This is a genomic window from Novosphingobium sp. SG707 (assembly GCF_012275515.1).
Classification (GTDB): domain Bacteria; phylum Pseudomonadota; class Alphaproteobacteria; order Sphingomonadales; family Sphingomonadaceae; genus Novosphingobium.
Genome location: NZ_JAAZQL010000002.1, coordinates 1 through 26,843 on the forward strand (window position 1 = coordinate 1; position 26,843 = coordinate 26,843).

At 62.8% G+C, this 26,843-nt stretch carries 20 protein-coding genes; 5 read left to right on the top strand and 15 right to left on the bottom strand.

Annotated elements, in window-relative coordinates:
• Positions 1–344, bottom strand: a 344-nt coding sequence (locus tag FHW92_RS04880) for a transposase (protein WP_168602158.1), incomplete at its 3' end; no start/stop codon positions are given.
• A 108-nt stretch (positions 345–452) separates the two neighbouring features.
• On the opposite strand from FHW92_RS04880, the gene FHW92_RS04885 reads away from it, so the two are divergent.
• Both FHW92_RS04885 and FHW92_RS04890 read left to right on the top strand, forming a co-directional pair.
• Entirely contained in the window at positions 453–794 is a 342-nt protein-coding gene (locus tag FHW92_RS04885) for a hypothetical protein (protein WP_168602159.1), read from the top strand.
• Positions 795–903: 109 nt separating this feature from the next.
• Positions 904–1,314, top strand: a complete 411-nt coding sequence (locus FHW92_RS04890) for a hypothetical protein (protein ID WP_168602160.1) — start codon at positions 904–906, stop codon at positions 1,312–1,314.
• A 129-nt stretch (positions 1,315–1,443) separates the two neighbouring features.
• Here FHW92_RS04890 and FHW92_RS04895 read toward each other — a convergent pair whose 3' ends face one another.
• The 8 genes from FHW92_RS04895 to FHW92_RS04930 form a co-directional block, all read right to left on the bottom strand.
• Positions 1,444–1,695, bottom strand: coding sequence for a hypothetical protein (locus FHW92_RS04895; protein WP_168602161.1), 252 nt, complete (start codon positions 1,693–1,695; stop codon positions 1,444–1,446).
• Between the two features lie 640 nt (positions 1,696–2,335).
• A complete protein-coding gene (locus tag FHW92_RS04900; RefSeq protein ID WP_168602162.1) occupies positions 2,336–3,097 on the bottom strand; it encodes a hypothetical protein in 762 nt (253 codons plus the stop codon).
• A gap of 286 nt (positions 3,098–3,383) precedes the next feature.
• The gene (locus FHW92_RS04905) at positions 3,384–5,690 is read right to left on the bottom strand and encodes a TonB-dependent receptor (RefSeq protein WP_168602163.1); all 2,307 of its coding nucleotides are present in this window, start codon (positions 5,688–5,690) and stop codon (positions 3,384–3,386) included.
• A gap of 273 nt (positions 5,691–5,963) precedes the next feature.
• Positions 5,964–7,436 carry a hypothetical protein gene (locus FHW92_RS04910; protein WP_172249340.1) on the bottom strand — a complete coding sequence of 491 codons (1,473 nt, stop codon included), beginning with the start codon at positions 7,434–7,436 and terminating at the stop codon, positions 5,964–5,966.
• A 90-nt stretch (positions 7,437–7,526) separates the two neighbouring features.
• Positions 7,527–9,491: an EAL domain-containing protein gene (locus FHW92_RS04915; protein WP_168602165.1), complete on the bottom strand. Its 1,965-nt coding sequence runs from the start codon at positions 9,489–9,491 to the stop codon at positions 7,527–7,529.
• A gap of 238 nt (positions 9,492–9,729) precedes the next feature.
• Entirely contained in the window at positions 9,730–12,204 is a 2,475-nt protein-coding gene (locus tag FHW92_RS04920) for a TonB-dependent receptor (protein WP_168602166.1), read from the bottom strand.
• A 228-nt stretch (positions 12,205–12,432) separates the two neighbouring features.
• A complete protein-coding gene (locus FHW92_RS04925; RefSeq protein ID WP_168602167.1) occupies positions 12,433–13,812 on the bottom strand; it encodes a HAMP domain-containing sensor histidine kinase in 1,380 nt (459 codons plus the stop codon).
• On the bottom strand, positions 13,800–14,486 hold the full coding sequence (locus FHW92_RS04930) for a response regulator transcription factor (RefSeq protein ID WP_168602168.1): 687 nt from the start codon (positions 14,484–14,486) through the stop codon (positions 13,800–13,802). The genes FHW92_RS04925 and FHW92_RS04930 overlap by 13 nt, the downstream gene beginning before the upstream one ends.
• A gap of 165 nt (positions 14,487–14,651) precedes the next feature.
• On the opposite strand from FHW92_RS04930, the gene FHW92_RS04935 reads away from it, so the two are divergent.
• Positions 14,652–15,653, top strand: coding sequence for a LacI family DNA-binding transcriptional regulator (locus tag FHW92_RS04935; RefSeq protein WP_168602169.1), 1,002 nt, complete (start codon positions 14,652–14,654; stop codon positions 15,651–15,653).
• A gap of 258 nt (positions 15,654–15,911) precedes the next feature.
• On the opposite strand, the gene FHW92_RS04940 is transcribed toward FHW92_RS04935, so the two are convergent.
• From FHW92_RS04940 to FHW92_RS04950, 3 genes are read right to left on the bottom strand one after another with little or no spacing between them, the layout of a single operon-like run.
• Positions 15,912–16,535 carry a pilus assembly protein TadE gene (locus FHW92_RS04940; protein WP_168602170.1) on the bottom strand — a complete coding sequence of 208 codons (624 nt, stop codon included), beginning with the start codon at positions 16,533–16,535 and terminating at the stop codon, positions 15,912–15,914.
• Positions 16,532–17,119, bottom strand: a complete 588-nt coding sequence (locus FHW92_RS04945) for a TadE/TadG family type IV pilus assembly protein (protein ID WP_168602171.1) — start codon at positions 17,117–17,119, stop codon at positions 16,532–16,534. The genes FHW92_RS04940 and FHW92_RS04945 overlap by 4 nt, the downstream gene beginning before the upstream one ends.
• A complete protein-coding gene (locus FHW92_RS04950; protein WP_168602172.1) occupies positions 17,119–19,035 on the bottom strand; it encodes a TadE/TadG family type IV pilus assembly protein in 1,917 nt (638 codons plus the stop codon). Before FHW92_RS04950 ends, FHW92_RS04945 begins: the two co-directional genes overlap by 1 nt.
• Positions 19,036–19,314: 279 nt before the next feature.
• Between FHW92_RS04950 and FHW92_RS04955 the strand changes: the two genes are divergently transcribed.
• Positions 19,315–19,686: a hypothetical protein gene (locus FHW92_RS04955; protein ID WP_168602173.1), complete on the top strand. Its 372-nt coding sequence runs from the start codon at positions 19,315–19,317 to the stop codon at positions 19,684–19,686.
• A gap of 135 nt (positions 19,687–19,821) precedes the next feature.
• Here FHW92_RS04955 and FHW92_RS04960 read toward each other — a convergent pair whose 3' ends face one another.
• The 3 genes from FHW92_RS04960 to FHW92_RS04970 all read right to left on the bottom strand — a co-directional run bounded on the left by FHW92_RS04960 (position 19,822) and on the right by FHW92_RS04970 (position 23,783).
• On the bottom strand, positions 19,822–21,024 hold the full coding sequence (locus FHW92_RS04960; protein ID WP_210428384.1) for a patatin-like phospholipase family protein: 1,203 nt from the start codon (positions 21,022–21,024) through the stop codon (positions 19,822–19,824).
• Positions 21,025–21,080: 56 nt separating this feature from the next.
• Positions 21,081–22,565 carry an MFS transporter gene (locus FHW92_RS04965; RefSeq protein WP_168602174.1) on the bottom strand — a complete coding sequence of 495 codons (1,485 nt, stop codon included), beginning with the start codon at positions 22,563–22,565 and terminating at the stop codon, positions 21,081–21,083.
• Between the two features lie 183 nt (positions 22,566–22,748).
• Positions 22,749–23,783, bottom strand: a complete 1,035-nt coding sequence (locus FHW92_RS04970; RefSeq protein WP_168602175.1) for a LacI family DNA-binding transcriptional regulator — start codon at positions 23,781–23,783, stop codon at positions 22,749–22,751.
• A 239-nt stretch (positions 23,784–24,022) separates the two neighbouring features.
• Here FHW92_RS04970 and FHW92_RS04975 point away from each other — a divergent pair, with 239 nt between their 5' ends.
• A complete protein-coding gene (locus tag FHW92_RS04975; protein WP_168602176.1) occupies positions 24,023–26,815 on the top strand; it encodes a TonB-dependent receptor in 2,793 nt (930 codons plus the stop codon).
• The last annotated feature ends 28 nt before the right edge of the window (positions 26,816–26,843 follow it).

The following is a 26,843-nucleotide window of genomic DNA, read 5'->3' on the forward strand; positions in this document are numbered from 1 at the left end:
TGGGGCGCTTTCGGCGCAACGAAACGCATGGTGGGGCGCGTCACTGCCTCCGCGATCGCCTCGGCATCGGCCATGTCGTTCTTCTGGCGCTTCACATAGGGCTTCACATATTGAGCAGGCATCAGCCGTACCTCATGACCAAATTTGGCGATCTCGCGAGCCCAATAATGCGACGTCGCGCAAGCCTCGATTCCGACCAGGCAAGGCGATAACTTTTCGAAAAACGGCAGCAACCTCGCTCGTGTCAGTCGCTTCTGCAAAACTATGGTGCCAGCCTCATCCAGCCCGTGCAGCTGGAAGACCGACTTCGCGATGTCCAATCCGACCACATGTACGTCCGTCATGGCACTTCTCCTCCATTCTACCGGAGCAGATTAGATCGACTCCGCGGGGATGGAGAGCCGTCCACGACATCAGTTGCGGACATGGCTGTCATAGGCCATCATCTGCGCATGAAGATACTGAGCGCTTTGGTCATCGTCGCGATGAGCTTGGGTACGGCTCCGGCTCAGGGCAAGGCCTGTCCCTCGTTTTTTGGGCCTGCCGTGCCTGATGCTGCTACTGCAAGGGCCATTGCCACGGCGGTGATACGATCACATCAGCGGCCAAATAAGACCCGCAGTTATGCTTTAAAGGTCGGGCGTAACGTGAGTGGAAACTGGGAGGCGTTTCAGTTCGTACCCCCAAGAACACTTCCAAACGGAGACACCGTGGTGACCGAGGGTGGGGGAGGATTTCAGATGGTGATTGATCGGTGTAGTGGCGCGATCAGCGGACTTATTTTGCAGAAGTGATTTCGTCCGCTTCCCACCATTTCGAGACGGGCGGCTCGCGCCTAGTTGCAGACATTCGCAAGCTCGCTATCGTGAAGAGCATGGACAATTGGATAGGTGCGCCCGCCCCATGCAGCTTCCCGCGACAGACCACACACCCCTTATCAGGACCGACTTCTCAGACGACGAAATGTGGCAGCGAGTAGTTGATGCAGCGCTGTCAGTGTCTCGGGATGGCTTTCAAGCCAATCTGGAGATCGTAAATGATCGCGTGTTCGCTACCGCTGATCCGATTAATTTGGCGGTGGCAGCAGATGGCGGCAGTGATCACGCCTTACTTGTCATCGCCGACGCCCGCACAATGCTCGACGCCGAGATGCCATTGCTATGCGTCGATCTCGTCCCGTTCGGACGCCAGTTCAGGGTCCGCCCGGATGAACTATGGAGTGTAGAAAACAACATATCATTGGCGAATATGGACTTCGCCGAGTTCGCGAATGCGGTTGATTCTGATGGAGTGTTCAGAGGCTTCCGCGAGTGACGGGCTACGACCGCTTTCCACCAATTGTCGCCCAAACCGGCCTTTCCGGACACGACAACATTGCGGACATCAGCATCAGCTTATTGGAACCTTTCTCGAAGACCTGTGGAGGGTAGCAGAGGTGCCCTATTAAGCTTCTTTCCAGTCCGACCATCTAGCGCGTAATGCTGCCAAGCGCTCAAGAAATTTGCCTTGGCCACCCTGAAACTGAGGGAAATTTTCTGCACCCCAATCGGTCGATTCGATGAGGTGTGACACCGCAGTCTGCTGGTCAATGCCGAATTTTGTTTCTAATGAGGCTATCGCAACTGGGTCATCAGCTTCCACAAGCGCCTCGGCCTGTTCCGTGTACAAGAGCCATTCGTTAGCTGATGACGCCATATGCCAAATTTCTCCTCTGGGTGCTTACGTTAGGGCGCTCTGGTTGAGCCTGCAACAACGGTCAGCGCCCCCTAACGTTTCCGTCGCCTCGAACTGTTCGCGGTAAGGACTGAAAGCCGCCGGTTGTTCATACTCCCGGCAAGCCACCAAGCTGGGCCTGAAGATCATGGCGTAATTCCAAGGGCGATAGCTTTCACTGGCGGGACTGCGCGAGGTCTACAAGCGCCCTCAATCCCATCAGCCGGTTGCGCTGGCCGGTCGGCGGCGCGCGCCCGTCGCCGCGCCTCTTCGCGTGCCATGCCTCCTGCCGAAACGCCCTCGCCCCCACGCCTCGCTTTCGCCTTTTTCATCGGAAAATGTGCATAATGGGCGGCAGCCATACGGCCGGAAATGCCCGAAATCCGCACATTTCGATGTGATGGCTGGTTCAGGCCATCCGTGCGTTTCTGTGCGCAAAACCTCTCCGCATCGGTAACGCCCGCCGCTCTGGCGCAAACTTTGCCCGCTTCCCCTCTGGGAAGCCCAGGAGCGGCTATGCCGCTCCGTTCGACGGTGCCGCAAACACCGCCGCAGGGGCCGAATTTGACCTGTCCGCGCGCGCTTTATCGTCCAATGACGCATGATGCAGCGCCAGGCTGCATCATTCCTTTTCTCCCTTAGATTCTAGGGCGGGGTACTCCCCATTGACTGAACTCGCAGTCTGGCCCTCAAAGTGGGTGCCGAGGCGGTCAAGTTCACGGGCCAGTTTGGGATCATCGGGCAGGAGGATGCTGCCCAGGCGCGAGGTGGGGGAGGCCAGCGCATCGGCGCGGGTCTGCGCATCGCGTTCCTTGGCCTCGCGGATTTCCCGCGCCCGCTTGCGCCCGCCGACGAGTTGCTGAAAGCGCTGGCGCACCTTGTCTTTCAGCGCGACGGCGAAGGCATAGGCGTTGCTGATCTGCTGGCGTTGCGGGCCTTCGGTCGGGGCCATGCCGGTTTTGCGTGTGCGGCGGACCTTTTGCAGGAAGCCATGGTCCTGCAACGCATCGATCGCGCGCACCACCGTGGCGCGGGCGAGCTTGGCCCTGGCGCAGATCGTGTCGAGCGCGGGATCGCAGCGGCCCGAGGTGAAATCGACCAACGAGAGCAGAACCTCCAGCACCCAAAGGCCATTGCTGCCCAACGGGCCTTCCCGTTCGCCCTTGCGCTTGTGCAGCGTATTATATTCGCGCGCGACCTGGAGCAGTTTGTCGCGCCAGCGCAGCGCGTCGGCGGTACGCCCGCCGCAGATCGGTCGGAAGATCTGCGCGCGCCGGTCGTTCTCGTCATAGCTCTCGCGGCGCACGCGGTCTGCGATCCGCCCGCCCTTTTCCAGCGCCTTGACCTGCCAGCCGACCAGGTCGCCAATGGCATAGCCGCTCATGCGCGGGGTCCAAATCGGCCGGAAAACGGTTCGCCATTTTTCCCGGAAACCCGCAGAAATGCGTCAGGACGATTTGGGCAATTTGCCGGATTAAGCAATTGATTTAATGGGATGGCAGGGGAACAGCTGGGCTCACCACCAATCCAACGATTTTGAAACTGGTTTGACCTCCCGTTCAGGGGAGCGCCGCGTCATGCCCGGCGGGTGTATCGGCCACCTATCGCACAAAAAAAGCCGGGGCAGGTCCAAACCCACCCCGGCTTTCCTATGGCTTTAACGCCCGATCTCAGCGCAGGCTGAGCGAGACGCCGAAGATGCGGGGTTCGTTGTAAACGCCCGCCATATAGTTTTCGATCACACCGATCAGATTGTGCTTGTTGAGCAGATTGCGGGCAAAGGCCGCGATCTCGTAATGCGGCGTGGCATAGCCGATGCGCGCGCCCAGTTCATTGTTGCCGTTGGCGGTAAATTCCGCCGAACGGTAAAGCACAAAGCTGGTCTTGCCCTGAATGTTCCAATCGCCCGCCACATAGAGCTTGCGGTCGGCCGCCACCGGCACGTCATAGCGGGCCGAGAGGTTCAGGTTATAGGTCGGCGCATTGGGCAGCGGATTGCCGTTGATCGGCACGAAATAGGACGTGCCGGTGCCGGTGCCCTTGGTGAAGCCGCCGGTGTTGTACACGGTGCAGACCTGCACCCCGTTCAGCCCGCAGGTCTGGGCATAGACGTTGCTGTCCTTGATTTCGGTATGCAGCAGCGACAGGCCCGAGCTGAGCGTCAGGTTGCCCGCCTTCAGGCTCAGATCGGCCTCGCCGCCATAGCCCACCGCCTTGTTGGCGTTGAACAGCACGCCGTTGCCGTTGCTGTCATTGCCGTTGAGCTGGATGTTGTTGACGGTGTAGTAGAAGCCGGTGAGGTTGAAGTGCAGCGCGCCGCCAAGGGCGGTGGTCTTGATGCCCGCTTCCCAGCTGGTGTTGGTTTCGCTGCCGGCGGTGGTGAAATCGCTGTTGAACACGGCCGAGCGGCCCTGAATCGTGGGGCCGCGGAAACCGCGCGCCACGCGGGCGTAAAGGTTCACATCATCGCTGGCCTTATACAGCAGGCTCAGATCCCAGCTCGGCTGGGTGTCGGCCAGACGCACATAGGTGCGGCCCGTATAGGTCGAGACGCCCGCGGCCGTATTGGCGGTTTTCAGCAGCGCGGTCTTCTTCGTGTCATTGGTCACGCGGATGCCGCCCGTCACCGTCAGGCGATCGTCCAGCTTGTACGAAGCCTGACCGAACACGCCCCAGCTGGTGTTGATATTGTGCAGCAGCACCCAGTTGTTCGGGTTATAGGCCGCCGTGGTCAGGAAATAGCCGCGCTGGTCAAATTCGGTGTCATCGCGTGCATCGAAGTAGATGCCGCCCACCTGCCACTTGAAGCGCGCATTGTCCTTGCTGGCCAGACGCACTTCCTGCGTCCACTGATCAAGCCCGCGCAGGCGGCCCTGCGACTGGCCATAGCCGTTGGGCGCGCCGTTGAAGGGGAAGTTGACCGCAGCGCCGCCATCGGTATCGCCGCGCGACCAGCCATCGGCCCCCTGATAGGACGTGATCGAGGTCAGCGAGACGCTGCCGAAATCATGGCGCATGCGCAGCGTCTGGCCATAGGTGGAATAGTTCTGCGGGTTGTTCTGCGCCTCGTCATAGGCAACCTGCTTCTGGTTCCATCCCGCCACGGTCTTGTTGCTGCCCTTGGCCAGCGAGCCGCGATAGAACAGGGTCGAGGTGCCCTGATAGAGGCGGTAATTGGTGGTCAGGTTGATGCTGGTGTCGGAATCGGGGTCGAATTGCAGCTGGAAGCGGGTGTCGCTTTCGGTAAAGCGGCCCATCGTCTTGCCGCCGCCCACGGTGCCGTCGGCGCTGGGGCCGGTGTAGGTGTTGGTCACCCAATTGTCGCGGTGCTGATAGAGCGAGGAGAGGCGGAAGGAGACCGTGCCGTCCTTGGCGATCGGGCCCGACACGGCGCTCTCGATGCTCTGCGTGTTATAGCTGCCCCAGCTGGCGTCGACATGGCTGGTCCAGTTCTTGGTCGGCTTGGCATTGTCGAACTTGATGATGCCCGCCGTGGTGTTGCGGCCAAAGAGCGAACCCTGCGGCCCGCGCAGCACTTCGACCTGGGCCACGTCATAGGCCGGGTTCGACTTGAGCACGACATGCTCAAGCACGACATCGTCCTGAATGATCGAGACCGGCTGGCTGGCGCCGAGGTAGAAGTCCACGTTGCCAAGGCCGCGGATATAGAAGCGGGGGAAGATGCGCCCGGTGGTCGATTCCACATAGAGGCTGGGCACCTTGCCCGACAGGCTGAGCAGCGAATCGGCGCCGCCCGCGCGCGGCGCGGCCAGATCGTCGCTGCGCAGCACGGCCACGCTGATCGGCACATTCTGGAGGTTTTCGCTGCGGCGCTGGGCGGTCACGGTGATGACATTGGGGTCATTGGCGCCCTCGGTCGTCTCGGCGGCCTGCGCATGGGCGGGGGCCAGCGCGATCAGCCCGGCCAGAGCCAGAGCCCGGCGCGAGATCACGCCTTTATGAAGCGAAGTTTTCATGGATTGCTCCCTCAACAAATTCGAAAACCGATACGGCGTCGGGCTGTGTCGCACCGGCGCGTTTCAATGAAATGGCACAATCGCGGCTGTGGCCGCTCCGCCATTGCGGATGCAGACTTGGCCTGGGATTATGACATTCCCGTCGCGCGTTAGGAGCATTCCACGCATTTTCCCCGTTATTTCGCCGCAACGCCGTCGCTTTGCTGCAACAGCGTATCATTTGTGCAACGGAGCAAGGGCTTGCAAAGGTTAATGCATTGGTCCGATGTGTGCCTATCCGCGTCCGGGATGGGTCTGCACATTCTGCCCTGTCACCGCATCGGGCCATGGGCCTTGCCAGCAGGAAGCGGGGTCATGCGGGCGGTGCAAAATGGCGCCTTGTTCACCACTGGGCCTGATCGCGGCGGGAAAACGCGCCAGCGGCGCAACATAGGTGGCAGCGCCGGAGGGCACCACGCCGTAATAGCCGCAGACCACCTCCGGCGCGCGCGGCCAGGCGATGGCGCGGGCGATCTCACCTATCGGTGTGGCCAATCCGATGGTTAATGCGCAAAGGGCGACCAGCCTTGCCGGCCCCTTGGCAGGCTGAACCAGAATTTCCGCGATCAGCACCGCCAGAATGGCCAGTGCCGGAATGCTGGCGCGCATGGCGAAATCCATGCCGCCGCCCACCCGGCCAAAGGGGATCAGCAAAAGCGAGGCGACCACGATCCATGCTGTCGCCGCGCCATAGGCCCCGGACGAGGGCCGCAGCCGCAGAGCCAGCAGATAGGCGCCAATCTCCAGCAGGATGAAGATCGGATAGGAATGCAAGGGCAGGGGCGTGGCCGAAGCGCCGACCGAATCGCCCGCCACCACCAGATAGGCCAGCCCCGGCAGCGCGGCCCCCGCCGCAGATGCCGCCCAAAGGATATCGCGCGACAACAGCGACCGGCCGTAGGCATGAAGCGCAAAGGGCACGCAGCCGATCGCCGCCAATGGCGAGAGCAGCGGCAGAAACGGCATCATCACCGCAAGCAGCAGGCGCGGCGCCTTGCCCCGTCGCCATGCCAGATAGGCCGCCGCAAAGATCCAGCCCGCCAGCCCATGCTGCGGCACCCAGAACATTTGCGTGACTGGGGCGCTGAACTGAAACCCGGCCCATTGCTCCAGATGCAGGGTCAGGGGCTGGCCCGCCAACGCCTGACCGACGATGTCCATGCCGCTGAAACCCAGAAACACCCCAAGCGCGACAGCCTTGGCCCGCCCGCCCTCGAACAGTGTCGATCCGGCCGCCAGCACCAGCGTCAGCAACAGGCTGTTTTGCGCCCACATGGCCCATTCGGCAGCATGGACATCACCCGTCAGCGCAGGGCCCAAATACATGCCCAGCGGCGCCCGCAGCACCATCGGCCCGCCCGCGACATCATAGGCAAAGGGCCATGGGTTCACCGTCAGATCGCGCAGCACCGCCAGTCGCACCTGCCAGTCGGTGTTGGCATAGGTCAGCCGCCCTTCGCCCCCCAACAGCAGCACCGCCATGGCCACCGCCGCGCAGACCGCCAGTTCGCGCCATGCAACATATCCGCTCCAGCCCGGTGCGCGCGCCACGCCCACCATGGCAGCCAGCCCCAGCGCGCCGCCCGCCAGCCACCACCACAACGGCAGCCCCAGAAAGGCCCAAAGACCCACCTGCATCAGGCCGAGCAGCCCCAGCAGGACCAGCATCAGCCAGTGCAGCGACAGTCCGCCATTCCTTTGCGCCAAGACGCCATTCCCATCCATGGGCTCAGCATAAGGGAAGGCTTGCGCAAATTAGGTTAACGCGCCGTCAGGCATGTCGAAGCGCGGAAATTCTCAGGCGACGGCGGATCGCTGGTCGGGATTGAGCCAGGACGCCTGCACATCGGCGCAGCGCAGCAGGAGTTCGCTCAGCGGCAGGGGCTTGCTGAAGAGATAGCCCTGCGCATGTTCGCATCCGGCCTCGGCCAGCGTCTGGCGCTGGGCCTCTGTTTCCACGCCCTCGGCCACGCAGGTCAGGCCGATCGTGTGGCACAGGGTGATGACCGCCGAGGTGATCGTGCTGCCTTCGCTGGTGTCCATCGCGCGCACAAAGCTGCGGTCGATCTTGATCTTGTCGAGCGGCAGGCGTTGCACATAGCCGAGGCTGGAATAGCCGGTGCCGAAATCATCCAGCGCGATGCCCACGCCCAGATCACGAAACGCCTGCAAGGCCTGCGCGGCGGCCTCGGCATTGCGCATCACGGCGGTTTCGGTCACCTCGATCCAGATCCGGCACGGCGCGATGCCCGCCGATGCGATCTCGTCGCGGATAAAGCCCAGCGTGCTGGCCGAGGTGAGGTCGCAGGCCGAGATGTTGAAGGACACGGCCACGCAATCGGGCAATTGCCGCGCGGCCTTCAGTCCCTTTTTGAACACGGCGCGGGTGATCGAATGGATCGCGGTCGAACGTTCGGCAATGGCGATGAATTCCATCGCGGAAATCTCGCCCAGCATCGGGTTCGACCAGCGCGCCAGCACCTCGACGGCGCTCAGCCGCCCGCTGGCCAATTCGACGATAGGTTGGAGCACGATGGACAATTCCTCCTCAAAGGAACTGGCCTGAAGCGCGGCCTCGATGGCGCGATCGGCGCGCACGGCGGTTTCAAGGCTGGGGGTGAACAGGCAGACCCCGCCGCCATGGACATGTTTGGCATGATAGAGCGCATAATCTGCCCGGTCGAACAGGTCGGACGCCTTGGTCCCGGCATCGGGATATTGCGCCACGCCCAACGAGCCGCCCACCGAGAGCACGATCTCGCCGATGCGCAGCGGCGCGCGCACCTGCTGCAGCAGGCGCTCGCAGGTGCGCGCGAAATCATCGACCTGGGTGTCGATCAGCCCGAATTCATCCCCGCCCAGCCGATAGACCTGCACAGACGGCCCGGCGGTGGCCCGCAGGCGCCGCCCTATGGCTTCGAGCAGCCGGTCGCCGACCTGATGGCCATAGGTGTCGTTGATCGGCTTGAATCGATCCAGATCGAGCACGCCCACCGCAAAGGACGGCCCGGTGGACTGCTGCGTCCAGGCGTCCAGATCGGCATAGAACTGGCGCCGGTTGGGCAGGCCGGTCAGGCTGTCGGTCATCGCCAGCTTGCGGTTTTCCTCGTTCAGCCGCTGCAGTTCGTGATGCTGGGTCGAAAGCAGGCAGCCGGCTTCCACCTGCCTGCGGAAATGTTCGAAACTGTTGAACAGCACCCGCAACAGCACCCCCAGCACCAGCGTGACATTGATCCCGATGGTGGCAAAGGTCAGCAGGCGCTTGCTGAAGCAGAAGATGATGAAGGCCGGGAGCACCGATATCGCCACCAGCAGCGCCGCCTGGGGCAGAACCACCAGACAGAAGATGCAGCCGATCACCGTGGTGGAAATGTAAAGCGCGACATGCGCCTGTTCAAACGGCCCGCCATAGGGGGCCAGCGACAGCGACCACCCCGCATAGGCCGCCGCAATCGGCGCCGCAACCATGGTGACCAGACGCAGTTGACGCTTGGCCGACGCAGGGCTGGGCAGCCCGCTGCGCGAGGTGCGCAGCCAGTGGACCATGCGGATCAGCGTGATCGGGAAAAGCACGGCGGGCGCGATGAATGTCAGCGACAGGGGGGCCTGCGCGCGATGGGTGATGGCCACGGCCAACGAGTTGATCAGCAACAGACCATAGAGCAGCGGAACCTGCCTTTGCAGATACGCTGCCTGATAGACCGCCAGGTCCGGATCGGTTCCGATATCTGCAAACCACCGGATCAGACGCGATAGCAGCAAGCGTCCTCTCCTTTTCGTGCGCGCCAGCCAGATCGTCAGCATTATGGGCCGCCATTGGTGAAAAGGCCTCTAGCGACGGCCTAGGTTGGATCGCGGATGATATTGGAGAGAAAAGAGTAATATGTCCAGCAAGGGCGCGGGCCCGGAAAAGTAAAACCCCCGCGCCGTGGCCGGAGCGGGGGTTTCACCTTGGCTTTCGCCGGATCAGGACCTCAACCGGCCCGACGCGGTGGCTGCATCAATATTTCACGCGGACATCGACCATGAACGAGCGCGGAGGCAGGAAGCTGAACTGGTCGGCGCCGGCATAATAGGTCTTGCCGCCCACCAGCGTGGTGCCGCCATTGGCGATGGCCGTGATCGCGCGGCTGTTGAACACGTTCGACACGGTGGCGCCGATGCGGAAGTGCTCGCCGATATCCTGGCTGATCGCGAATTCCCCGGTCGAATAGGGGCTGATGCGATAGAGACGGATGCCGTCCGTGGTGGTGTATTGCGTGACCGTGGTGGGAACGCCGTTCACCGACTGCTTCACGGTGAAGAGTTCGGTGGCATATTGCGGGCCGGTGAACTTCTGGCTGAAGGACACGCGCAGGCCCTTGCGTTTGTAGATGAAACCGGCGGCCGCCGTGCTGAAGGGCGCCTTGGCGATCTGGGCGCTGGTGGTGCCGGAATGGGCATAGTTATACGAGCCGTTGCCGAACACGGTCAGGCCCTCGATCGGCATATAGGCGATCTGGCCCTCGACGCCCTTGTAATGGACGGTGCCGATGTTGACCAGCGTACCGGAAAAGGCGGTGGTGTCGGTGGCGCTGGCGATCTTGTTGTTCACATTGATGATATAGCCATCAAGATCAACCGAGACCTTGCGGCCATGCCAGACCGTGCCGACCTGATAATTGGTGCTGGTCTGGGGCTTGACGGCGGCGGCGGCGGTGGCCGACTGGGCGGCGGTGGTCGCGTCAAACGAAGGCGTATAGAAGCTCGACAGGTCGGGCACATACATGCCCTGCGCATACTGGCCATAGAAGGACCAGTTGGTCTTGGGCTGCCAGTTGATCGTGCCGAAGGGCAGCGCCTTGGTCCAGGTGGCCGAGGAGTTGGCGGGCGAACGATAGCTGTCGGCGTTGACCAGCGCATTCACGCCGCGCTTGAAGTTCACATATTTCACGCCGGGCGTGATCGCCAGATTGCTGACCGGGCGCAGTTCCAGTTCGCCGAACAGCTGGAACTGGTCCCAGCTCGAATTCTGCTCATACTTGATGTTGGCCAGAGCCGTCGAGGGATAGCCCGCCGTGCTGGCCGCGCCGCTGTAGAACTTCTGGTCATAGCTGGGCAGGCCGGTGGTCCAGCTGAAATCCCAAGTGTGGCGCCAGGTGTTGGCGTGTTCATACCATCCGCCGATCTTGGCCTTGCCGAAACCGAACGTGTAATCCGCCTGACCGATATAGCCAATCACGCGATACTTGTTCAGCTTGTTGTAGCCGGGCATCTGGCTGGGGTCGGTGATGGCCTTGTATGGCGAGGCGGCCGTGCCCGCGCCCGAAAAACCGGTGACGACCGTGCTGGTGTTCCCGCTCATCGTGTTGTTGGTATAGCCATACATATAAACGCGGTTGTCGAGGCTGAGGTTGCTCGACAGATCGGTCTGCAGGCGCAGATAGGAGAAGTCGGTGGTCTTGTCGGTGCGGTTGTACTTCCAATAGTCCTGACGCGTCGGATCATTGCTCAGGCCATAGTTCAGGCCGTACATGCCGATGTTCGAGGTAGCCGTGCAATTGGTGGCCTTGAGCGTGACATTGCCCGGCTGCATTGCGCCGCAGGTCGTGCCCTTCAGCACGTCGGACTGATAATAGTAGTTGCGGTTCCAAGTCGACATGACGGTCAGCTTGCTCGACGTGCCGATGGGGATCACGCCTTTGAAGAACAGGTTCTTCGACATCACCGGCGAATTGGTCAGCGCGCCGTCCGACTTCAGATACTGGCCCGCCAGCGCGAACTTGGCGCCGTTCCACTTGTCGATCTTGCCGGTCTGCACCTCGGCGCGGCCGATAAAGCTGTTCCAGTTGCCCAGCAGCGCCTCGCCCATCACGCCCTGCTTGTCGGAAACGGCGCGCGAATACATGTTGATGTTGCCGCCATAGGTGGCCTGGCCCAACTGGCTGGCATTGCCCGGACCGCGATCGACGACGATGGTTTCAATCGTCGTGGCGGGAAAGAACGAGGTCGAGTGGTGGGTGGGGTTGTTGGTGTCGGCAAAGGGGATGCTGTCATAGGTGACGTTATATTCGCCATCCTGAAAACCGCGGATCGTCGCCTTGGTTTCGGAAAAGCCCTGACCGTTGCCGGTACCCGAAATCGACACGCCCGGCGTCAGCGCGATCAGCTCGTTAAAGTCCGAGGCGGCATTGGCATTGTCGATGAATTCGCGGCTGATCGCGGCCTGCGGCTGAGTGGTGGTCAGCGAGGCGGTCAGCGGGGCGGCCTCGGCGGTGCGCGATCCGGTGACGATGATGTCCGAGGTGGTCAGCGACTGGCGGTCATTGGCCTGCCCGGCCTGATTGGCGGAGGTGGACTGGTCATCGGCGGTCCCGGCGGCGGCGGGCACGTCGGCCGGCACTTCGGCGGCTGCGGCATAGCCGATATTGGCGATCAGGCAGACGGCAAGCGCGGTGCTGGTCGCCAGCAGCGTCTGGATGGAATGTTTGCTCATGTTACGGCCCCTTGAACGATATGATCTCTATTCCGGCGGCGGGCTCACAGACCGGACAGGCAGCCGCCATCGCCGCCCGAAGCGGGACGGGCGCGAGGGAGGATGATCCATGCTGTCGTTTTGCCCGATCCTTGAACCCACCGGACACGAGCGGCGGTTAGGTGCGAGCGATGACGGATATGTGACGAAGCAACGGGGCAGGCCCGCAAAGCGGGCAAGATTGCAAATTTAGAATGTTGTCACGCCCGCGGCCAACAGCGGAAAATGCAACCGTACCGCCAGCCCCGGCCCATTGTCGGCCAGTTCGAGCGATCCGTCGTGAAAACGCATGATGGCGTCGGCAATCGCCAGCCCCAGCCCGCTGCCCGGCCGATTCGAGGCCGCACCCCGTTCAAAGGGCTGCATGACCCGGTCGCGCTGGGCCTCGGCGATGCCGGGGCCATTGTCGGCGATGGTGATGATCGCCTCGTCTCCGGCAAGGCCGAGGCTGATGGTGGCGCAAGTCTGCGCGGGTGTGTGAAGCGCCACATTGTCGAGCAGATTGACCAGCAATTGATGCACCAGCCCGACATCGCCCCGGATCGTGGCCGGAAACAGCGCGCCGATCTCCAGCCTGCTGCCCGCATCCGCAATCACCGGCTCCATGGTTTCGGCCACATCCTCGATGATCGGGGCCAAGGGCAGCGGGGCCATGGCGGTGGGATGGCGCCCGGCCTCGATTTCGGACAGGCGCAGCAGCGCATCGAAAATGGCGATGATCGAGCGGCATTCCCGCTCGGCCCGCTCCAGCAATTGCCGCCCGGCGGCGTCCGTATGCTCCCTGTCGGCCTGCAACAGGGCGCGCAGGCGCGTCAGCGGCGTGCGCAGGTCATGGGCCAGATGGCTGGCGAACTGGCGCTGGCTGTGGACCATATCGGCCATGCGTTCGATCATGCGGTTCAGCCCCGCGACCTGCTGCGCAAACACGCCGTCAAGTCCCGCATCGGGGATGCGCTGGCTGAGGTCTCCGCGCGCCAGCGCATCGGCGGCGGCCATCGTGCGGGCCAATCGCTGGGCGATCAGCGCGGAAAACAGCCATGCCGCGCCGCTGCCCACGACGATGCTGATGATGACCAGAATGAGCGCGGTGCGCGGCAGCATGGCGTGGATATTCTCCACCGCCTCGGAATGCTCGATGATGACCAGCCGCGCGCCGTCGGGCAGCCGCGCGGTCAGCGCATGGCCCTCGCGCCAATCAGGGCGGCCATCGCGGAAACGCACATCGGTAAAGCCGGGCAGGGGCAGAGACAGTGGCGGGGCCATCTCGATCCGGCCCCAGATCGCGCGGCCATCGGGGGCCAGCAGCATATGCCCCTTGTCGCTGATCACGCGCCCGCCGGTCAGGGCATTGAGGCGGCGGGCGATGCTGGCGGTGTCATGCGGCGCGCCGGGCACCAGAATGCGCGCCTGTTCGCGGCGCAGCGAGGTTTCGACCTCATCGTCGATCTGCGCGCGCGCCTGCCAGTAGAGCAGCGCGCCGGCCCCCGCCATCGCCAGCGCAAAGGCCAGCCCGAATTGCCCTGCCAGTCGCCCGATGCGCGGCTGGGCCAGAAAGGTCAGGCCCCGCATTTGGCCGAACGCAGAACATAGCCTTCGCCGCGCAGCGTTTCGACCGCATCGCAGCCCAGCGCCTGAAGCCGCCCGCGCAGGCGCGACAGGTTGCTTTCCACGATATTTGTGGCCGGATCAAAAGCATAGCCCCAGACATTTTCCAGCAGCATCGCCCGCGTCACCACCCGGTCGGCATGGCGCATCAGATAGGCCAGCATCGAAAACTGCTTGCGGTTGAGATCAATGCCCCCATCGCCCAGAAAGGCCCGGTGCGCGGCATTGTCCAGCCGCAGACGCCCCACGGCCAGATCATCCCCCTTGCGCTGATTGCGCCGACAGATCGCAGCAAGGCGCGCCTCCAGTTCGGCATCGTCAAAGGGCTTGGTCAGATAATCGTCCGCCCCTGCTTTCAGCCCCTCGACCCGGTCCTGCACCGAGCCGAGCGCGGAAAGCATCAGCACCGGCGTGTTGCACCCCGATGCGCGCCATTGCGACAGGATCTCTATCCCGCCGATATCGGGCAGCATCCGGTCCAGAATGATCGCGCCCACCGCGCTTTCGCGTTCGAGCGCCAGCGCCTCGCGCCCGGTCAGCGCGTGGAGCGAGGGGTGACCCCATGCCGCCAGACTGCGGCAGATCACGCCCGCGATGATCGGATCATCCTCGACAACAAGAACAGGTTTTTGAGTCATGGCCCCTGATGCGACGGTTTTGTGACATTTTCGCGGATGCGTCCGGGCGCGGGGCTGTGGGCGCGCATTTTCTTTGCCCATGCCGCGTGGCGGCGATCCGCGCTTTTGCTTGCCAAGGGGCCGATTTCCTGTTGAGTTGGCGCGTGGGGCAGGGTGGGAAAAGCCATGCAGAGGGTTAGGAACATCAAGGAACTGGCCGAACTGGCCGGGGTTTCGGCCGGTACGGTATCACGCGCGCTGGCAGGCTCTGAACTGATCAGCCAGGCCACGCGCGAGCGGATTCAGGCATTGGCACGCGAATATGGCTTTCGCCCCAATGTGATGGCGCGCAACCTGCGCATCCAGAAGACCGGGGCGATCGGCGTGCTGATCCCGCTGGGCCATGAGGCGGGACAGCCGATTTCCGATCCTTTCTTCATCACCATGCTGGCGATGCTGGCCGATAAACTGACCGAGCGGGGCTACGATCTGCTGCTCAGCCGGGTGATTCCGCAGGATACCGGCTGGCTGGAAAGGGTGGCGACATCGGGGCGGGTCGATGGGCTGATCGTGCTCGGCCAATCGGATCAGGCCGCGACCCTTGACGAGGTGGCGCGCGATTATCGCGCGCTGGTGGTCTGGGGCGGGCATAAGGAAGGGCAGGTCCATTGCAGCGTCGGCAGCGACAACTATCTGGGCGGGCAGATGGCGGCGCGGCATCTGATTGCGCATGGGTGTCGTAAGATCGCCTTTTTCGGCGATCCGCGCGCGCTGGAAATAACCCAGCGACTGGACGGTGTGCAAGCTGCGCTGGCGCAGGCCGGGCTGGATCGGGCCGATGTGGTCCCAGCCCATCTGGTGGCCGAATTGGCCTATGCCGATATTGCCCGTTATCTTGGCGATGCTTCGCACCGGCCCGACGGGATCGTGGCCGCCTCCGACGTGATCGCGATGACGACGCTGCGCGCTCTCTCCGAAGTGGGCCTGTCGGTGCCCGGCGACGTGCGCGTGGTGGGCTATGACAACCTGCCGCTCTCCGAACATACCGTGCCCAGCCTGACCACCATCAGCCAGGATCTGGTTGCCGGGGCAGAGCATCTGGTCGACATGCTGATGCGCCGCATCGCGGGCGAGGAGACGCAGAGCGTGGTGATGGAGCCGGAGCTGGTGGAGCGGATGTCGGCTTGAGGGGTTTTATGCCTCCGGCGGGCAAAGGGCGGAGGCCCTTTGCAATCCCATTAATGGGGGGCGGGGTTGGGTTTCGGGCGGGGTTTTAAAGCCTGCGGCGCGGCGAGGTGCTGTTTAAATCGCCGCAGGCTTTCATTTTCAACCTTGCGCATATCAGCTATGCCTGAACCCATAGCGCAACATAGACAGTAACGGGATTGCAAAGGGACCAGTCCCTTTGCCCGCCGGAGGCACCTCCAAAAAAAACCAAACCTGCGATCAACAAGTCGCCGTCTTGGTCCCCGACAACCCTGCCGTCAGATTGCGCGAATCGCGGATGAGGAAGGCCGCTTCCTGACGCAGCGTCATGGGTTTGACAAACATGGATCCGAACAGGCCGGATTGCTGGTAATAGACCTCGACGAACATCACGGCCATGCCGCTGGCGGCTGTCACCTGGTTGCCGGTTGGGCCCATGCCGGTCACCACCGCACTTTCGGCGCCATAGGCGGATGCGGCGGTCATGCTGCCGGTGCAGCGTTGCCAGTGGATATATTGCTTGCCGGTGCTCGAATTGAGTTCGAGGCTGGAGATGATGACCTTGCCCCTGGTGCTCAGGTTGATGCTCTTGCCTTCCTGCACCGCGCCGGTCAGCACCGAATTGACCTCGGTTTCGGTCACGGTCGGGCTGACGCTCGACGTGCTGCTCTGTTCAAGGCGCGAGGCATTGTCGGCGGTGGACATGGCGATCTGGTTCACCTGAAGGCTGGTGATGGTCATGTTCGCCATCTCGATGCCATAGAGGCCGATGACCAGCAGCACGGGCATGGTGGCGCCCAGCTCGATGATCGAGACGCCCGAGCAATCGCGGCGCAGGCGGCGCAGGAGGGCGCACCATTTCATGTGCAGGTCCTTGTGGCCGAACCATAGGCGACCTGCGCGGCCCAGGGCTGGTTGCGGCGCACCGCCGTGGCGTTCAGCGTGACCTTGCCCCACATGCTTTTCATGAAAGGGACGCTGAACATTGGCGTATAGCTGGCCGTGGCGGTATAGACGATGATGTCGCCCGCCGCGCCATTGCCCGCTGCGCCAATGTCCGAATTCCACGATCCGTCGCCGTTCTCGTCCGTATAGGGCTCGCCATTGTCACAGCGGCCGTTGGCATTGGAATCAGTCCATTTTTCCGCGCGGCCGATGTCGGTGAAATCATAATAGGACTTGCGGGTCGAGGTGACCGTCACCCCGGGCAGGGCCGGGGCCAGGACCTTGGCCACGTTCTGGTCCAGCGTGGTGGTGTTGGCGTTTTCCAGCGTGGCGTCGCGCGCGGCCTGACGCACCGCGCCATTGAGCAGCGCGCGGCCATAGAACATCTGGCCGAAATAGCCGATGCCCATCATCATCACCAACAGGATCGGCAGGACGAAGGCATATTCCACCGCCGTGGCCCCGCGCCGGTCGCGCCAGAGATGGGCAAGCCGCCGCGCCATCAACTGGCCACCCGCAAGGCGCTGGCGGTCTTGGCGATCTGCTGAAACGCGCTGTTGAGTTCGCTGGCGCTGTTGGCGGTAAAGCCGCTGTCGGGCGAGGCGCAATAGGACAGGTCGCTCGACAGGCTGGTGGAGTAGCCGATCACCCAGATGCGCACCCCGCGCCCCTTGATCGCATCGCACAGCGCGCGGAAACGGGCGATATGGCGGTTGTCATCATTGGTATAGCCATCGTCGGTGATGCGACGGTCATGGTATTCGATCCCATAGGCCTGCTGGATCGAATAGTTCGCATTGGGTTCGCCGTCGGTCATATAGATGATGTGGCGCGTGACATTGCCGCCGTTGGTGGGCACTTCGGTCACATTGCTGGCAAAGATCCCGGTCGCCGAAATCAGCCGCGCGCCCCACAGCATGCCGATGTCGTGATAGGTGCTGCCCGCCGGGCTCAGCGAATTGACGTAATTGGTGAAATCACTCTGGGTCATCGTTGCGAGCGTGCGCGCCGCCGCCGGGCAATAGGAATAGGCCTGCGACCCCGATGTGCTCAGAATGGAACTGCTGCTGCTGGTGCCGCGATAATAGGCCACATCGGGCCACATCGGCGCCCATTTGGTGGCATCGTCGCTGGTGGGCGCCATGTCTATGTTGAGGTCGGTGGCACTGGTGGGTGAAATGCGGTCGGTCAGCGAACTGTAGGTAAAGGTCGGGTCCGAGACAGTATAGCGCTCCTCGATGCAGCCATCCCACGAGGATGTCAGCGATGTGCCGTTCGAGCCGGTATTGGTGGTGGCGTTGGCAAAGGTCTTGAACGTGCTGACATCCATATTGACCAGCATATAGTCGAAATGGTCAAAGACGCTGGCGCTGGAAGTGGTCGCCGGGGTGGTGAAGCCGGTGTAGCTGTAGGTCTTGAGCGTCAGATTGGCGTAGTAATAATATTGGTAATAGCTGTCACCCGAACGTGTGCAGGTATATAAAGTCCGCCGCTTGGGCTGGTTGCTGATATTGGCATAATAGGAATAATTGCCCGTGGCCACATAACCGCTGGTTGCGGTGGATGAACCATTGTTGGCCCATGCCGTGGCGGCGGGCAGGGCCGAGAGGCAGGCGCTCTGGCTGCCATAGGCGCTGCTGGAATAGAGGGCGGGCGTGCTGTTGGCGCTGTAGACCTCCTCCGAGGTTTTTATCGTGCGCCCGTTGTAAACGCCGTAATTGACCGTCTCGAACTGCGGCACCCGGCTTTGGACGCCATAAGTGTTGACCAGATAGGACGGGTTCAGATTGTAGAGCAGGCGCCCGACATTGACCGAGCTGCTGTAGGGCACAAAGCCATAGCGCACGCGGGCATTCGTGCCCGCCGTGGCATTGATGATGGTCGTGTTGAAATTCTTGAGCGCGGTCTGCAGGCCGGTGATCTTGACCGTGCCGTTATAGGAATCCGACATCGACCCGGTGGTGTCCAGCACGAAGACGATATCGGAATTGCCGATGCTCTGCGTCGATCCGCAGGTCAGGCTGACATTATAGGTGTAGCGCCCGAAGAGCGCCATGATCCGCAGCGGTACGGTGGTGCTGGCCGTGCCGTTGACGGTGATGCCGTTATCCGGCGTGGTCAGGGCAAAGGCGGTGCTCTTGGTGCCTTGCTGGGCGTCGGTATAGTTGACGTTGAAATAGGATTTGCCCTGCGCGATCGCGGTGGCGTCCAGCCCATTGGTGGTGACCGCGCGCCGGGCGGCCAGCACACCGGCATCGCACGCGCCCTGAAGCCGGTTCTGCGCGCGATAGACAAGGCTCAGATCCACCGCCCCGCCGATCAGCGCGGTCAGCACGAACATGATCGCGGAGGCCAGCATCAGCACATTGCCGCGCCGGTCATGGGCCAGTCGGCGCAGGAAGGGCTGGGGTTGCAGCATGAAAATCGGGCCTTGTTTCAGCGGACAAGATGCGCACCCGGAAGGACGCCTGATGGTTTCCCCTAGTGGTTAACGCTTAAAGATTCATAAATTATCGGAACTTGGGCGTCGCGAGGCTGTATTGCGAGCCTATTGGCTGCCCCGGACATGCACCGGTTTTGCAACTGCGGATGCAGGAATCGAGTTTGAGTATGGCCGGAATAGGCGTAAATCGGCGCCACCCCGATTGGCCGCCACCCCGCATATCGTCGGAGTCGGCTTCCTTACATGGAGATCATCATGAAGAACCTGTTGGCTTGGGCTTTTGCCGTGTCGCTGCTGTCTGGCGCGCCTGTGCAGGCGGCCGGGCCGGGTCTGGATTTCCACCTCTTTGAAAATGAATATGTTCGCAATGGCGTGCCCGAGGCCGGCTATGACGCGGTGCGCCGCGCGGTGCCGGTGGGCGCGGATGCGCGCGGCGGCGTGGCGATGCTGCGTCAGGCGGGCGCGCATTGCGGCGCGGTGCGCGGCGATACGGTCGATTGCTTTTACCGTGAACGCATTTCGGTCGACGATGTGGTGGATACTTATGCAACCTGGGACATGCAGCTCAACCTGAGCGGCGACAAGGTGGCCGCCGTTAATGTCGAGCGCAGCGTCGAACAGCGCTGACCCTCTGCCGCAAAGCGGCTTTTAATCCCATAGCGTCTCACGCTGCCGTCAAGGCGCAAGGACAGTAACGGGATTGCAAAGGGACAAGTCCCTTTGCCCGCCGGAGGCATTCAAAAAGCACCCGCCGGAAGAATGTTAATGCCGCCCTGCATGTCCTCCCGGACTGGTGAAATCATACACCGCCAGCCCGGAAGGGTCGCTGGGCAATTCCAGCACCTCGCGTTGGGCCAGCGTATGGGCGGCGTCCTCATAGCCGCTGCGCCAATGGTCCTCCATCGTCTGGCGGCTGAATTCATAGTCCTTGTAATCGCCTTCGTAATTGGGCGACTGATAGACCATCTGCACGATATTGTAGCGTGCCGGATCGGTGGCCTCCATCAACAGCTTGCCCTCGGGGCTGGCCAGTTGCTCGGGCGTCATCGTCGCGGCCAGCTTGCGGAAGGCGTTGCGCAATTCCTGCCGCTCGCGAAACATGTCGGTGGCGGCGCGGGTGCGGCTGGAATACTGGATTTCCTTCATGCGTGAGGCCACGGCCGCCATATCGCCGGGCATATGGCCGCGCGCGCTCCACAGATCGACCTGAAATACCAGCGTGTCGAGCCGCGAATCGGACGACAGCACCCAGTCGAGTGGCGTGTTCGACACCAGACCGCCGTCCCAGTAATATTCGCCATCGACCTCCACCGCGGGAAAACCGGGCGGCAGCGCGCCCGAGGCGATCACATGTTCGGGTCTGATCGTGCATTGGGCATTGTCGAAATATTTGAAATTGCCGGTGCGCACATTGACCGCGCCCACGCTGAAGCGGGTTTTGCGCGTGTTGATGCGGTCGAAATCGACCAGACTTTCCAGCGTGGCACGCAAATGGCTGGTGTCATACCAACTGGTCGCCTCGGCGGTCTTGTCGGGCTGGAAAAAGGGCGGGATCAGGCGCGGGGAGAAAAAGCCCGGCGCGCCCTGCATCAACACCTGCCCCGCCGCCATCTGGTTGATCGCCCCGCGCAGATGCGGGTTCACCGCCAGATGCGACAGGCCAAGCGTGGCCAGCCATGGCGCCCATGCGGTCGAGCGGCCCGACACGCCCTCCCAAAAGCGGCGCAATTGGCCCACGCGGGCCTCGGGCGCATTGCCCGCGATGATCGCGCTGTTGATCGCGCCGATGGAAATGCCCGCGATCCAGCCCGGCTCGATGTTCCGCTCGGCCAATGCCTCGTAAACGCCCGCCTGATAGGCCCCCAGCGCGCCCCCGCCTTGCAGCAATAAGGCAACGGTTTCAAAGGGCGTGCCATTGCCTCTGGCATGGGTAACGGGGGCTTTCCAGCGGCGCATTCGGGGCATGGATGGGCGGCTCCTTGATGATCGCGCCTTTCTAGGTAGCGCTTAACGGCCGCTATTCAATCCACTCCGCGTAAAGTCAGCGTAGCCAGTGCCGCCAGCACCAGAGTGGCGGCGGCAAAAGCCATGGTCCACACCGGCGCGCCGGGGAAAAACGCGTCCATCACTGTATGCATGACCGTGGCCACCAGCAATTGCGGCACCACGACAAAGACATTGAACAGGCCCATTGATACGCCCAGCTTCGATTGCGGCAGGCTGGACGCCAGCATCGCATAGGGCATGGCCAGAATAGAGGCCCAGGCAAGGCCGATCGCCACCTCGCTGACCTGCAGCCACGCCGGATCGCGCAGTACGAGATAGGAGCCAAAACCCGCCGCCCCGGCGATCAGGCTGACCGCATGGGTGCGCGCCTTGCCGATGCGCCGGGCCAGCCATGGCAGCACGATCAGCGCGGCGGGCGCGGCCACGCCATTATAGATCGAGAACAAGCGCCCGACATAATTGGCCGCCGCCTGATAGGTCGGGCTGGCCGGATCGGTGGCGCCGAAATGATATTGAGCGACGATGGGCGTGGTATAGATCCACATGATGAACAGCGCCGACCAACTGAAGAACTGCACCAGCGCGAGGCGCTTCATCAGCGGCGGCATACCGGCAAAATCGCCGACTACGCTGGAGAGTAATGTGGTCCGTCCCGCACGCGCCAGCAGGATCGCCGCGACCAGCGCCACGCCATAGGCCGCCATTAGCCCGGCCAGTAGATAAAGCTCCTTGGCCAGCGCCCAATGCGCGACGCAGGCCGCCAGCAGGCCCCCGGCGATGATCCAGGGCAAAGCCCCCAACGGCGAACGCGCCGCCAGCGCAAGGTCGGGGCCGGTTTCGGGCGCGGCGGCCTCGCCAAATTCCTCCATCTGCGTGGGCGAATATTCCTGCGTGTTCAGCACAGTCCACAAGACCGCCGCCAACAGGATCGCCCCGCCCGCCCAGAAGCTGTAGCGCACCGTGTCGGGGATCTGTCCTGTGGGCGCGACATTGGCCACGCCCAGCGCGTCGAGCAGCGAGGGGAAGAGCGAACCCACCACCGCGCCCGCGCCGATAAAGGCGGTCTGCACCGCATAGCCCGCCGTATGCTGGCTCTTGTCCAGCATATCGCCGACAAAGGCGCGGAACGGCTCCATCGCCACATTCAGACTGGCATCGAGCAGCCAGAGCAGCATAGCCGCGCCCAGCAGCGCTCCTTGCAGCGGCATCACCAGCAGCGCCAGACAGGCCAGCACCGCGCCCGCCAGAAAATAGGGCCGCCGCCGTCCCAGCCGCCCCAGCCATGTGCGATCCGACAGATGGCCGATCACCGGCTGCACCAGCAGGCCCGTCAAAGGTGCGGCGATCCACAGCGCGGGCAGATCATCGATCGAGGAACCAAGCGACTGGAAAACGCGGCTCATATTGGCATTTTGCAGGGCAAAGCCAATCTGGATGCCGAAAAAGCCAAAGCTGACATTGCACAGCCCGGCCCAGCCAAGTTGGGGCTTGCCCGACATGATTTCCCCTTCCGCGTGGTGGTATGTTTGTTGCGCCCGGCGTTGCATGGACCGGGGCGCGGGGCAATCACGTATACGAATACCTTATGCGCGATTTGCCCGGCACCGGTCCTCTCCCCCGGCCCTGCCACCCATTGAGTGTACCATAAGGATGGCAGGGCCGGAGGAGAGGGCCGGCGCCGTTTACCCCCCGCAACTCTTGCGCCGCACCAGCCGCGTGGGCAGAACGGGCGAGGGCAGTGCGCGATCCTCGATCTGGGCCAGCAGGGTTTCGATCAGCAGTACGCCCGCCGCCTTGAGATCCTGCATCATCGTGGTCAGGGGAGGATTGGTCATGCCCGCCGCCGGAATATCGTCAAAGCCCATCAGCGCCACATCGCCCGGCACCGACAGGCCCGCCTCGGACAGCGCGCGCATCGCGCCGATGGCGATGAGGTCTGATCCGGCAAAGATCGCGTCAAACCGCGCGCCCCGCGCAATCAGCGCCTTTGCGGCCAGATAGCCCGATTCCTCCGTGGTCAGCGCGTCGATCTGCAAATCCGGGTTCACCGGCAGTCCGCCTTGCGCCAGCGCCGCCTGAAGCCCGCGATAACGGTCGGAAAATTCAGGGTAATGCTCGTCGGCCTGCCCCAGAAAGGCGATGTCGCGGCGGCCCTGCGCGATCAGGTGTTCGCCCGCCATCTGCCCCGCGCCGAAATTGTCGCTGCCCACGGTCGCGCCGATATTGTCGGGCCGCACCGAGCCCCAGCGGACAAAGCGCGTACCCTGCGCCACCAGCCCCGTCAGGCGCTGTTCGTATTGCGTGTAATCGCCATAGCCCAGCAGGATCAGCCCATCCGCGCGGTGGCTGTCCTGATAGCGCGTGTGCCAGTCATCCTCCATTTTCTGGAACGAAATCAAGAGGTCGAACCCGCGATTGGCGCATTGGCGCGTGATCGAGCCGAGCATGGCGAGGAAGAAGGGATTGATGCGCGAATCATCCTCGCTGGGTTCTTCAAAGAACAGCAGCGCAATCGTGTTGGCCCGCTGTGAACGCAGCGAGGAGGCGTTTTTGTCGACCGTGTAATTCAGCTCGCGGGCAATCGCTTCGATCCTTGCGCGCGTCTCGGCGCTGACCGAACGCGACCCGCGCAGCGCCCGGCTGACCGTGGGTTGGGACACGCCCGCGCGATAGGCGATGTCAAAGCTGGTAGGTTTGTTCGATCGTTTTTGCCCCATGATCCCCCCATGATGCGTGTGCTTCCCGACTGGCTCTTGCGTGGCCTTAGAGCAACATTACCCGATTGCGCATAATATGGGTATACGTATGCCATCTTTTGTTCTCGGCCGTCCCCGCTGTAAACGGGCTCCACGTTGACCGGAACCAAGGGGCAGGGGTGCCCTATGCCGGGACGAAGCCTGCGCGCATGGACCGTGTGTCATCCATGCGCAGCCGGTGTGATCAGGAGAGGAATATCATGAGCTTCCGCAGCTTCAAGGCGGGGCGCCTTGGTGCGTCCGCCGCATGCATTGCCGTGTCTGCTTTCATCTTTCCGGCGCTGGCCGAGGCCCAGCAGGCCGCGCCTGAGCCGGCGGCCAATGACCAGGCGATCGTGGTGACGGGCATCCGCGCCTCGCTCGATGCCTCGGCCTCGCTCAAGCGCCGTTCGCCGGTGATCGTGGAATCCATTTCGGCCGAAGACATCGGCAAATTGCCTGACGTGTCGATTGCGGATTCGCTGGCCCGTCTGCCCGGCGTCACGGCCCAGCGTCTGGAAGGGCGCGATCAGCGCCTCTCGATCCGTGGCCTTGGCCCCGATTTCGGTACCACGCTGCTCAACGGCCGCGAACAGGTGACCGTGGGCGACAATCGCGGTGTGGAATATGACCAGTATCCGTCGGAATTCTTCAAGAATGTGGTGGTTTATAAGGCCGCCAATGCCGGGCTGATCGCGGCGGGCGTGTCGGGCACAGTGGACCTGCGCATGCTGCGTCCGCTGGCGCAGAAGGACCGCATCATCGCGGTGCAGTTGCGCGGTCAGATGAACGGCATCAAGGCGCTCAACCCTGACAGCGACAACAAGGGCTTCCGCGCCTCGGCCGCCTATGTCGACAAGTTTGCCGACGACAAGTGGGGCATCGCCATCGGCCTGTCGGCCACCCAAGCTCCTTCGCAGAACGAGCGCTACAACGCCTGGGGCTTCCCCAATGACCCGGCGGCGGGCGGCGCGCTGTTCCTTGGCGGGGCCAAGCCCTATGTGCAGTCGAACATGCTCAAGCGCTATGGCGGCGTGGTGACGGTCGAATGGGCGCCCAGCGACAATTTCCATTCCACGCTCGACCTGCTCTATTCCAAGTTCAAGGAAACCCAGCACCTGCGCGGTATCGAATTCCCGATTGCCCCCACGTGGGGTTCGGGCGCCACGATCCAGCCGGGCTATACCACCACCAACGGTCTGGTCACCAACGCCACGCTTACCGGCGTCCATGCGGTGCAGCGCAATGACCTGAACGAGCGCACGGCGGACAATTTCTCGGCCGGGTGGAACGGCGTGTGGACGGTGGCCGAGGACACCCACATCACGCTCGACGCCAGCTACAGCACGGCCAAGCGCACCGACTTCCTGCTCGAAACCTATACCGGCACCGGATACAATTCGGCGGGCGCGTCCGACACGCTCAAGATCAGCGCCAATCCCAACGGCACTTTCTCGATCGTGCCGACGCTGGATTATTCAAACACCGGCCTGTTCGGCATCACCGACCCGCGCGGCTGGGGCTATAATGGCACGACCGCCGTGGTTCAGGCGGGCTTCCTCAACAAGCCCAACTTCAAGGACGACCTGCTGGCCCTGCGCGCCAGCCTGGATGGCAAGTTCGGCGGCGGCAACGTCATTTCCGGCTGGGAAGTGGGTGTGAACTATTCGCGCCGCAAGAAGACCTCGAACTTCTTGTCCTACTTCCTCTGCCCCAAGGGCGCGGGCACCAATTGCACCGTGTCGAGCGGCACCACCACCTTTGCCCCCGTGCCCAGCGCGGCGGTGCTCGGTTCGGTGGCGCTGGATTATCTGGGCGTGCCCAAGATGCTCGCGCTCGATCCGATGTATCTGTATAACAACAGCTTTAATGCGGCCTATGACAATCGCCCCGTCTCGCTGGTGCGCGACAATTCGGTGACCGAAAATGTCATCACCGGCTATGCCATGCTCAAGCTGGACGGCGATGTGGCGGGCAAGCGCCTGACAGGCAGCATCGGCGCACAGGTGGTCCACACCAACCAGAGCTCGGATGGTTCGATCTCCAACTTCTCGAATGGCGCGGTCACGCTTTATCCGGCCACGGGCGGCGCGAAATACACCAATGTCCTGCCCAGCCTGAACCTCTCGCTGGAAATGGATCCTTCGATGTTCGTCAAGTTCTCGGCCTCGCACACGATGGTGCGCGCGCGCCTTGATCAGTTGCGCGTCAATCAGGAGTTCAACATCGACCCCACCCGTCTGGGTTCGACCACGCCGGGCCAATCGGTGTTCAGCTCGACCGGCGGCAATGCCCAGCTTCGCCCCTATCACTCGACCAACATCGACCTCTCGCTGGAACGCTATTTCCGCAAGGGCGGCTATGTCTCGGTGGCGGGCTATTACAAGAAGCTGACGCAGTTCGTCGATCCGTCGAACAATTTCCTCTATGATTTCTCCTCTGCGCTCAGCAGCCTGACGCCCGCCCAGCGCGCGGCGGTGGGCACCACGCTGGGCACGGTCAACGCGCCGGCCAACACCGGGCATGGCGATGTGAAGGGTGTGGAAGGGACGCTCTCGCTGCCCTTCTCGCTGCTGACGCCCAAGCTGGATGGTTTCGGCTTCTATGGCAGCCTGTCCTATACCGACAGCACGATCTATCTGGCCAGCAATCCGGGGCAGGCGATCACGCTGCCGGGCCTGTCGGACTGGGTGCAGAACGCGGCGCTTTATTATGAAAAACACGGGTTCCAGGCGCGGGTGAACTATCGCTTCCGCTCGACCTTCCTGGCCGAAGTGGCGGGCCTTTCGGCCAACCCCACCTATCGTCAGGCCAAGGCCGAAGCGATTGTCGACGCCCAGATCGGCTATGAATTCCAGCCCGGCTCCAAGCTCTACGGCCTCGCGGTCATGCTTCAGGCCAAGAACCTGACCGACCGGCCCTTCATCACCTATCAGAACAATGATGTGCGCCAGTTGATCGACTATCAGCGCTATGGCCGCGACTATTACCTGAGCGTCAGCTACAAGTTCTGATCGCGACAGGATGCGGGCGGGGCGCGAT

Coding starts and splice junctions, on each gene's coding strand:
- FHW92_RS04935 (WP_168602169.1), top strand. CDS start 14,652: ATGCAGAGGGTTAGGAACATCAAGGAACTGGCCGAACTGGCCGGGGTT.
- FHW92_RS04970 (WP_168602175.1), bottom strand. CDS start 23,783: ATGGGGCAAAAACGATCGAACAAACCTACCAGCTTTGACATCGCCTAT.
- FHW92_RS04960 (WP_210428384.1), bottom strand. CDS start 21,024: ATGCCCCGAATGCGCCGCTGGAAAGCCCCCGTTACCCATGCCAGAGGC.
- FHW92_RS04890 (WP_168602160.1), top strand. CDS start 904: ATGCAGCTTCCCGCGACAGACCACACACCCCTTATCAGGACCGACTTC.
- FHW92_RS04925 (WP_168602167.1), bottom strand. CDS start 13,812: ATGCGGGGCCTGACCTTTCTGGCCCAGCCGCGCATCGGGCGACTGGCA.
- FHW92_RS04950 (WP_168602172.1), bottom strand. CDS start 19,035: ATGCTGCAACCCCAGCCCTTCCTGCGCCGACTGGCCCATGACCGGCGC.
- FHW92_RS04945 (WP_168602171.1), bottom strand. CDS start 17,119: ATGGCGCGGCGGCTTGCCCATCTCTGGCGCGACCGGCGCGGGGCCACG.
- FHW92_RS04900 (WP_168602162.1), bottom strand. CDS start 3,097: ATGAGCGGCTATGCCATTGGCGACCTGGTCGGCTGGCAGGTCAAGGCG.
- FHW92_RS04965 (WP_168602174.1), bottom strand. CDS start 22,565: ATGTCGGGCAAGCCCCAACTTGGCTGGGCCGGGCTGTGCAATGTCAGC.
- FHW92_RS04905 (WP_168602163.1), bottom strand. CDS start 5,690: ATGAAAACTTCGCTTCATAAAGGCGTGATCTCGCGCCGGGCTCTGGCT.
- FHW92_RS04930 (WP_168602168.1), bottom strand. CDS start 14,486: ATGACTCAAAAACCTGTTCTTGTTGTCGAGGATGATCCGATCATCGCG.
- FHW92_RS04955 (WP_168602173.1), top strand. CDS start 19,315: ATGAAGAACCTGTTGGCTTGGGCTTTTGCCGTGTCGCTGCTGTCTGGC.
- FHW92_RS04895 (WP_168602161.1), bottom strand. CDS start 1,695: ATGGCGTCATCAGCTAACGAATGGCTCTTGTACACGGAACAGGCCGAG.
- FHW92_RS04885 (WP_168602159.1), top strand. CDS start 453: ATGAAGATACTGAGCGCTTTGGTCATCGTCGCGATGAGCTTGGGTACG.
- FHW92_RS04920 (WP_168602166.1), bottom strand. CDS start 12,204: ATGAGCAAACATTCCATCCAGACGCTGCTGGCGACCAGCACCGCGCTT.
- FHW92_RS04975 (WP_168602176.1), top strand. CDS start 24,023: ATGAGCTTCCGCAGCTTCAAGGCGGGGCGCCTTGGTGCGTCCGCCGCA.
- FHW92_RS04940 (WP_168602170.1), bottom strand. CDS start 16,535: ATGAAATGGTGCGCCCTCCTGCGCCGCCTGCGCCGCGATTGCTCGGGC.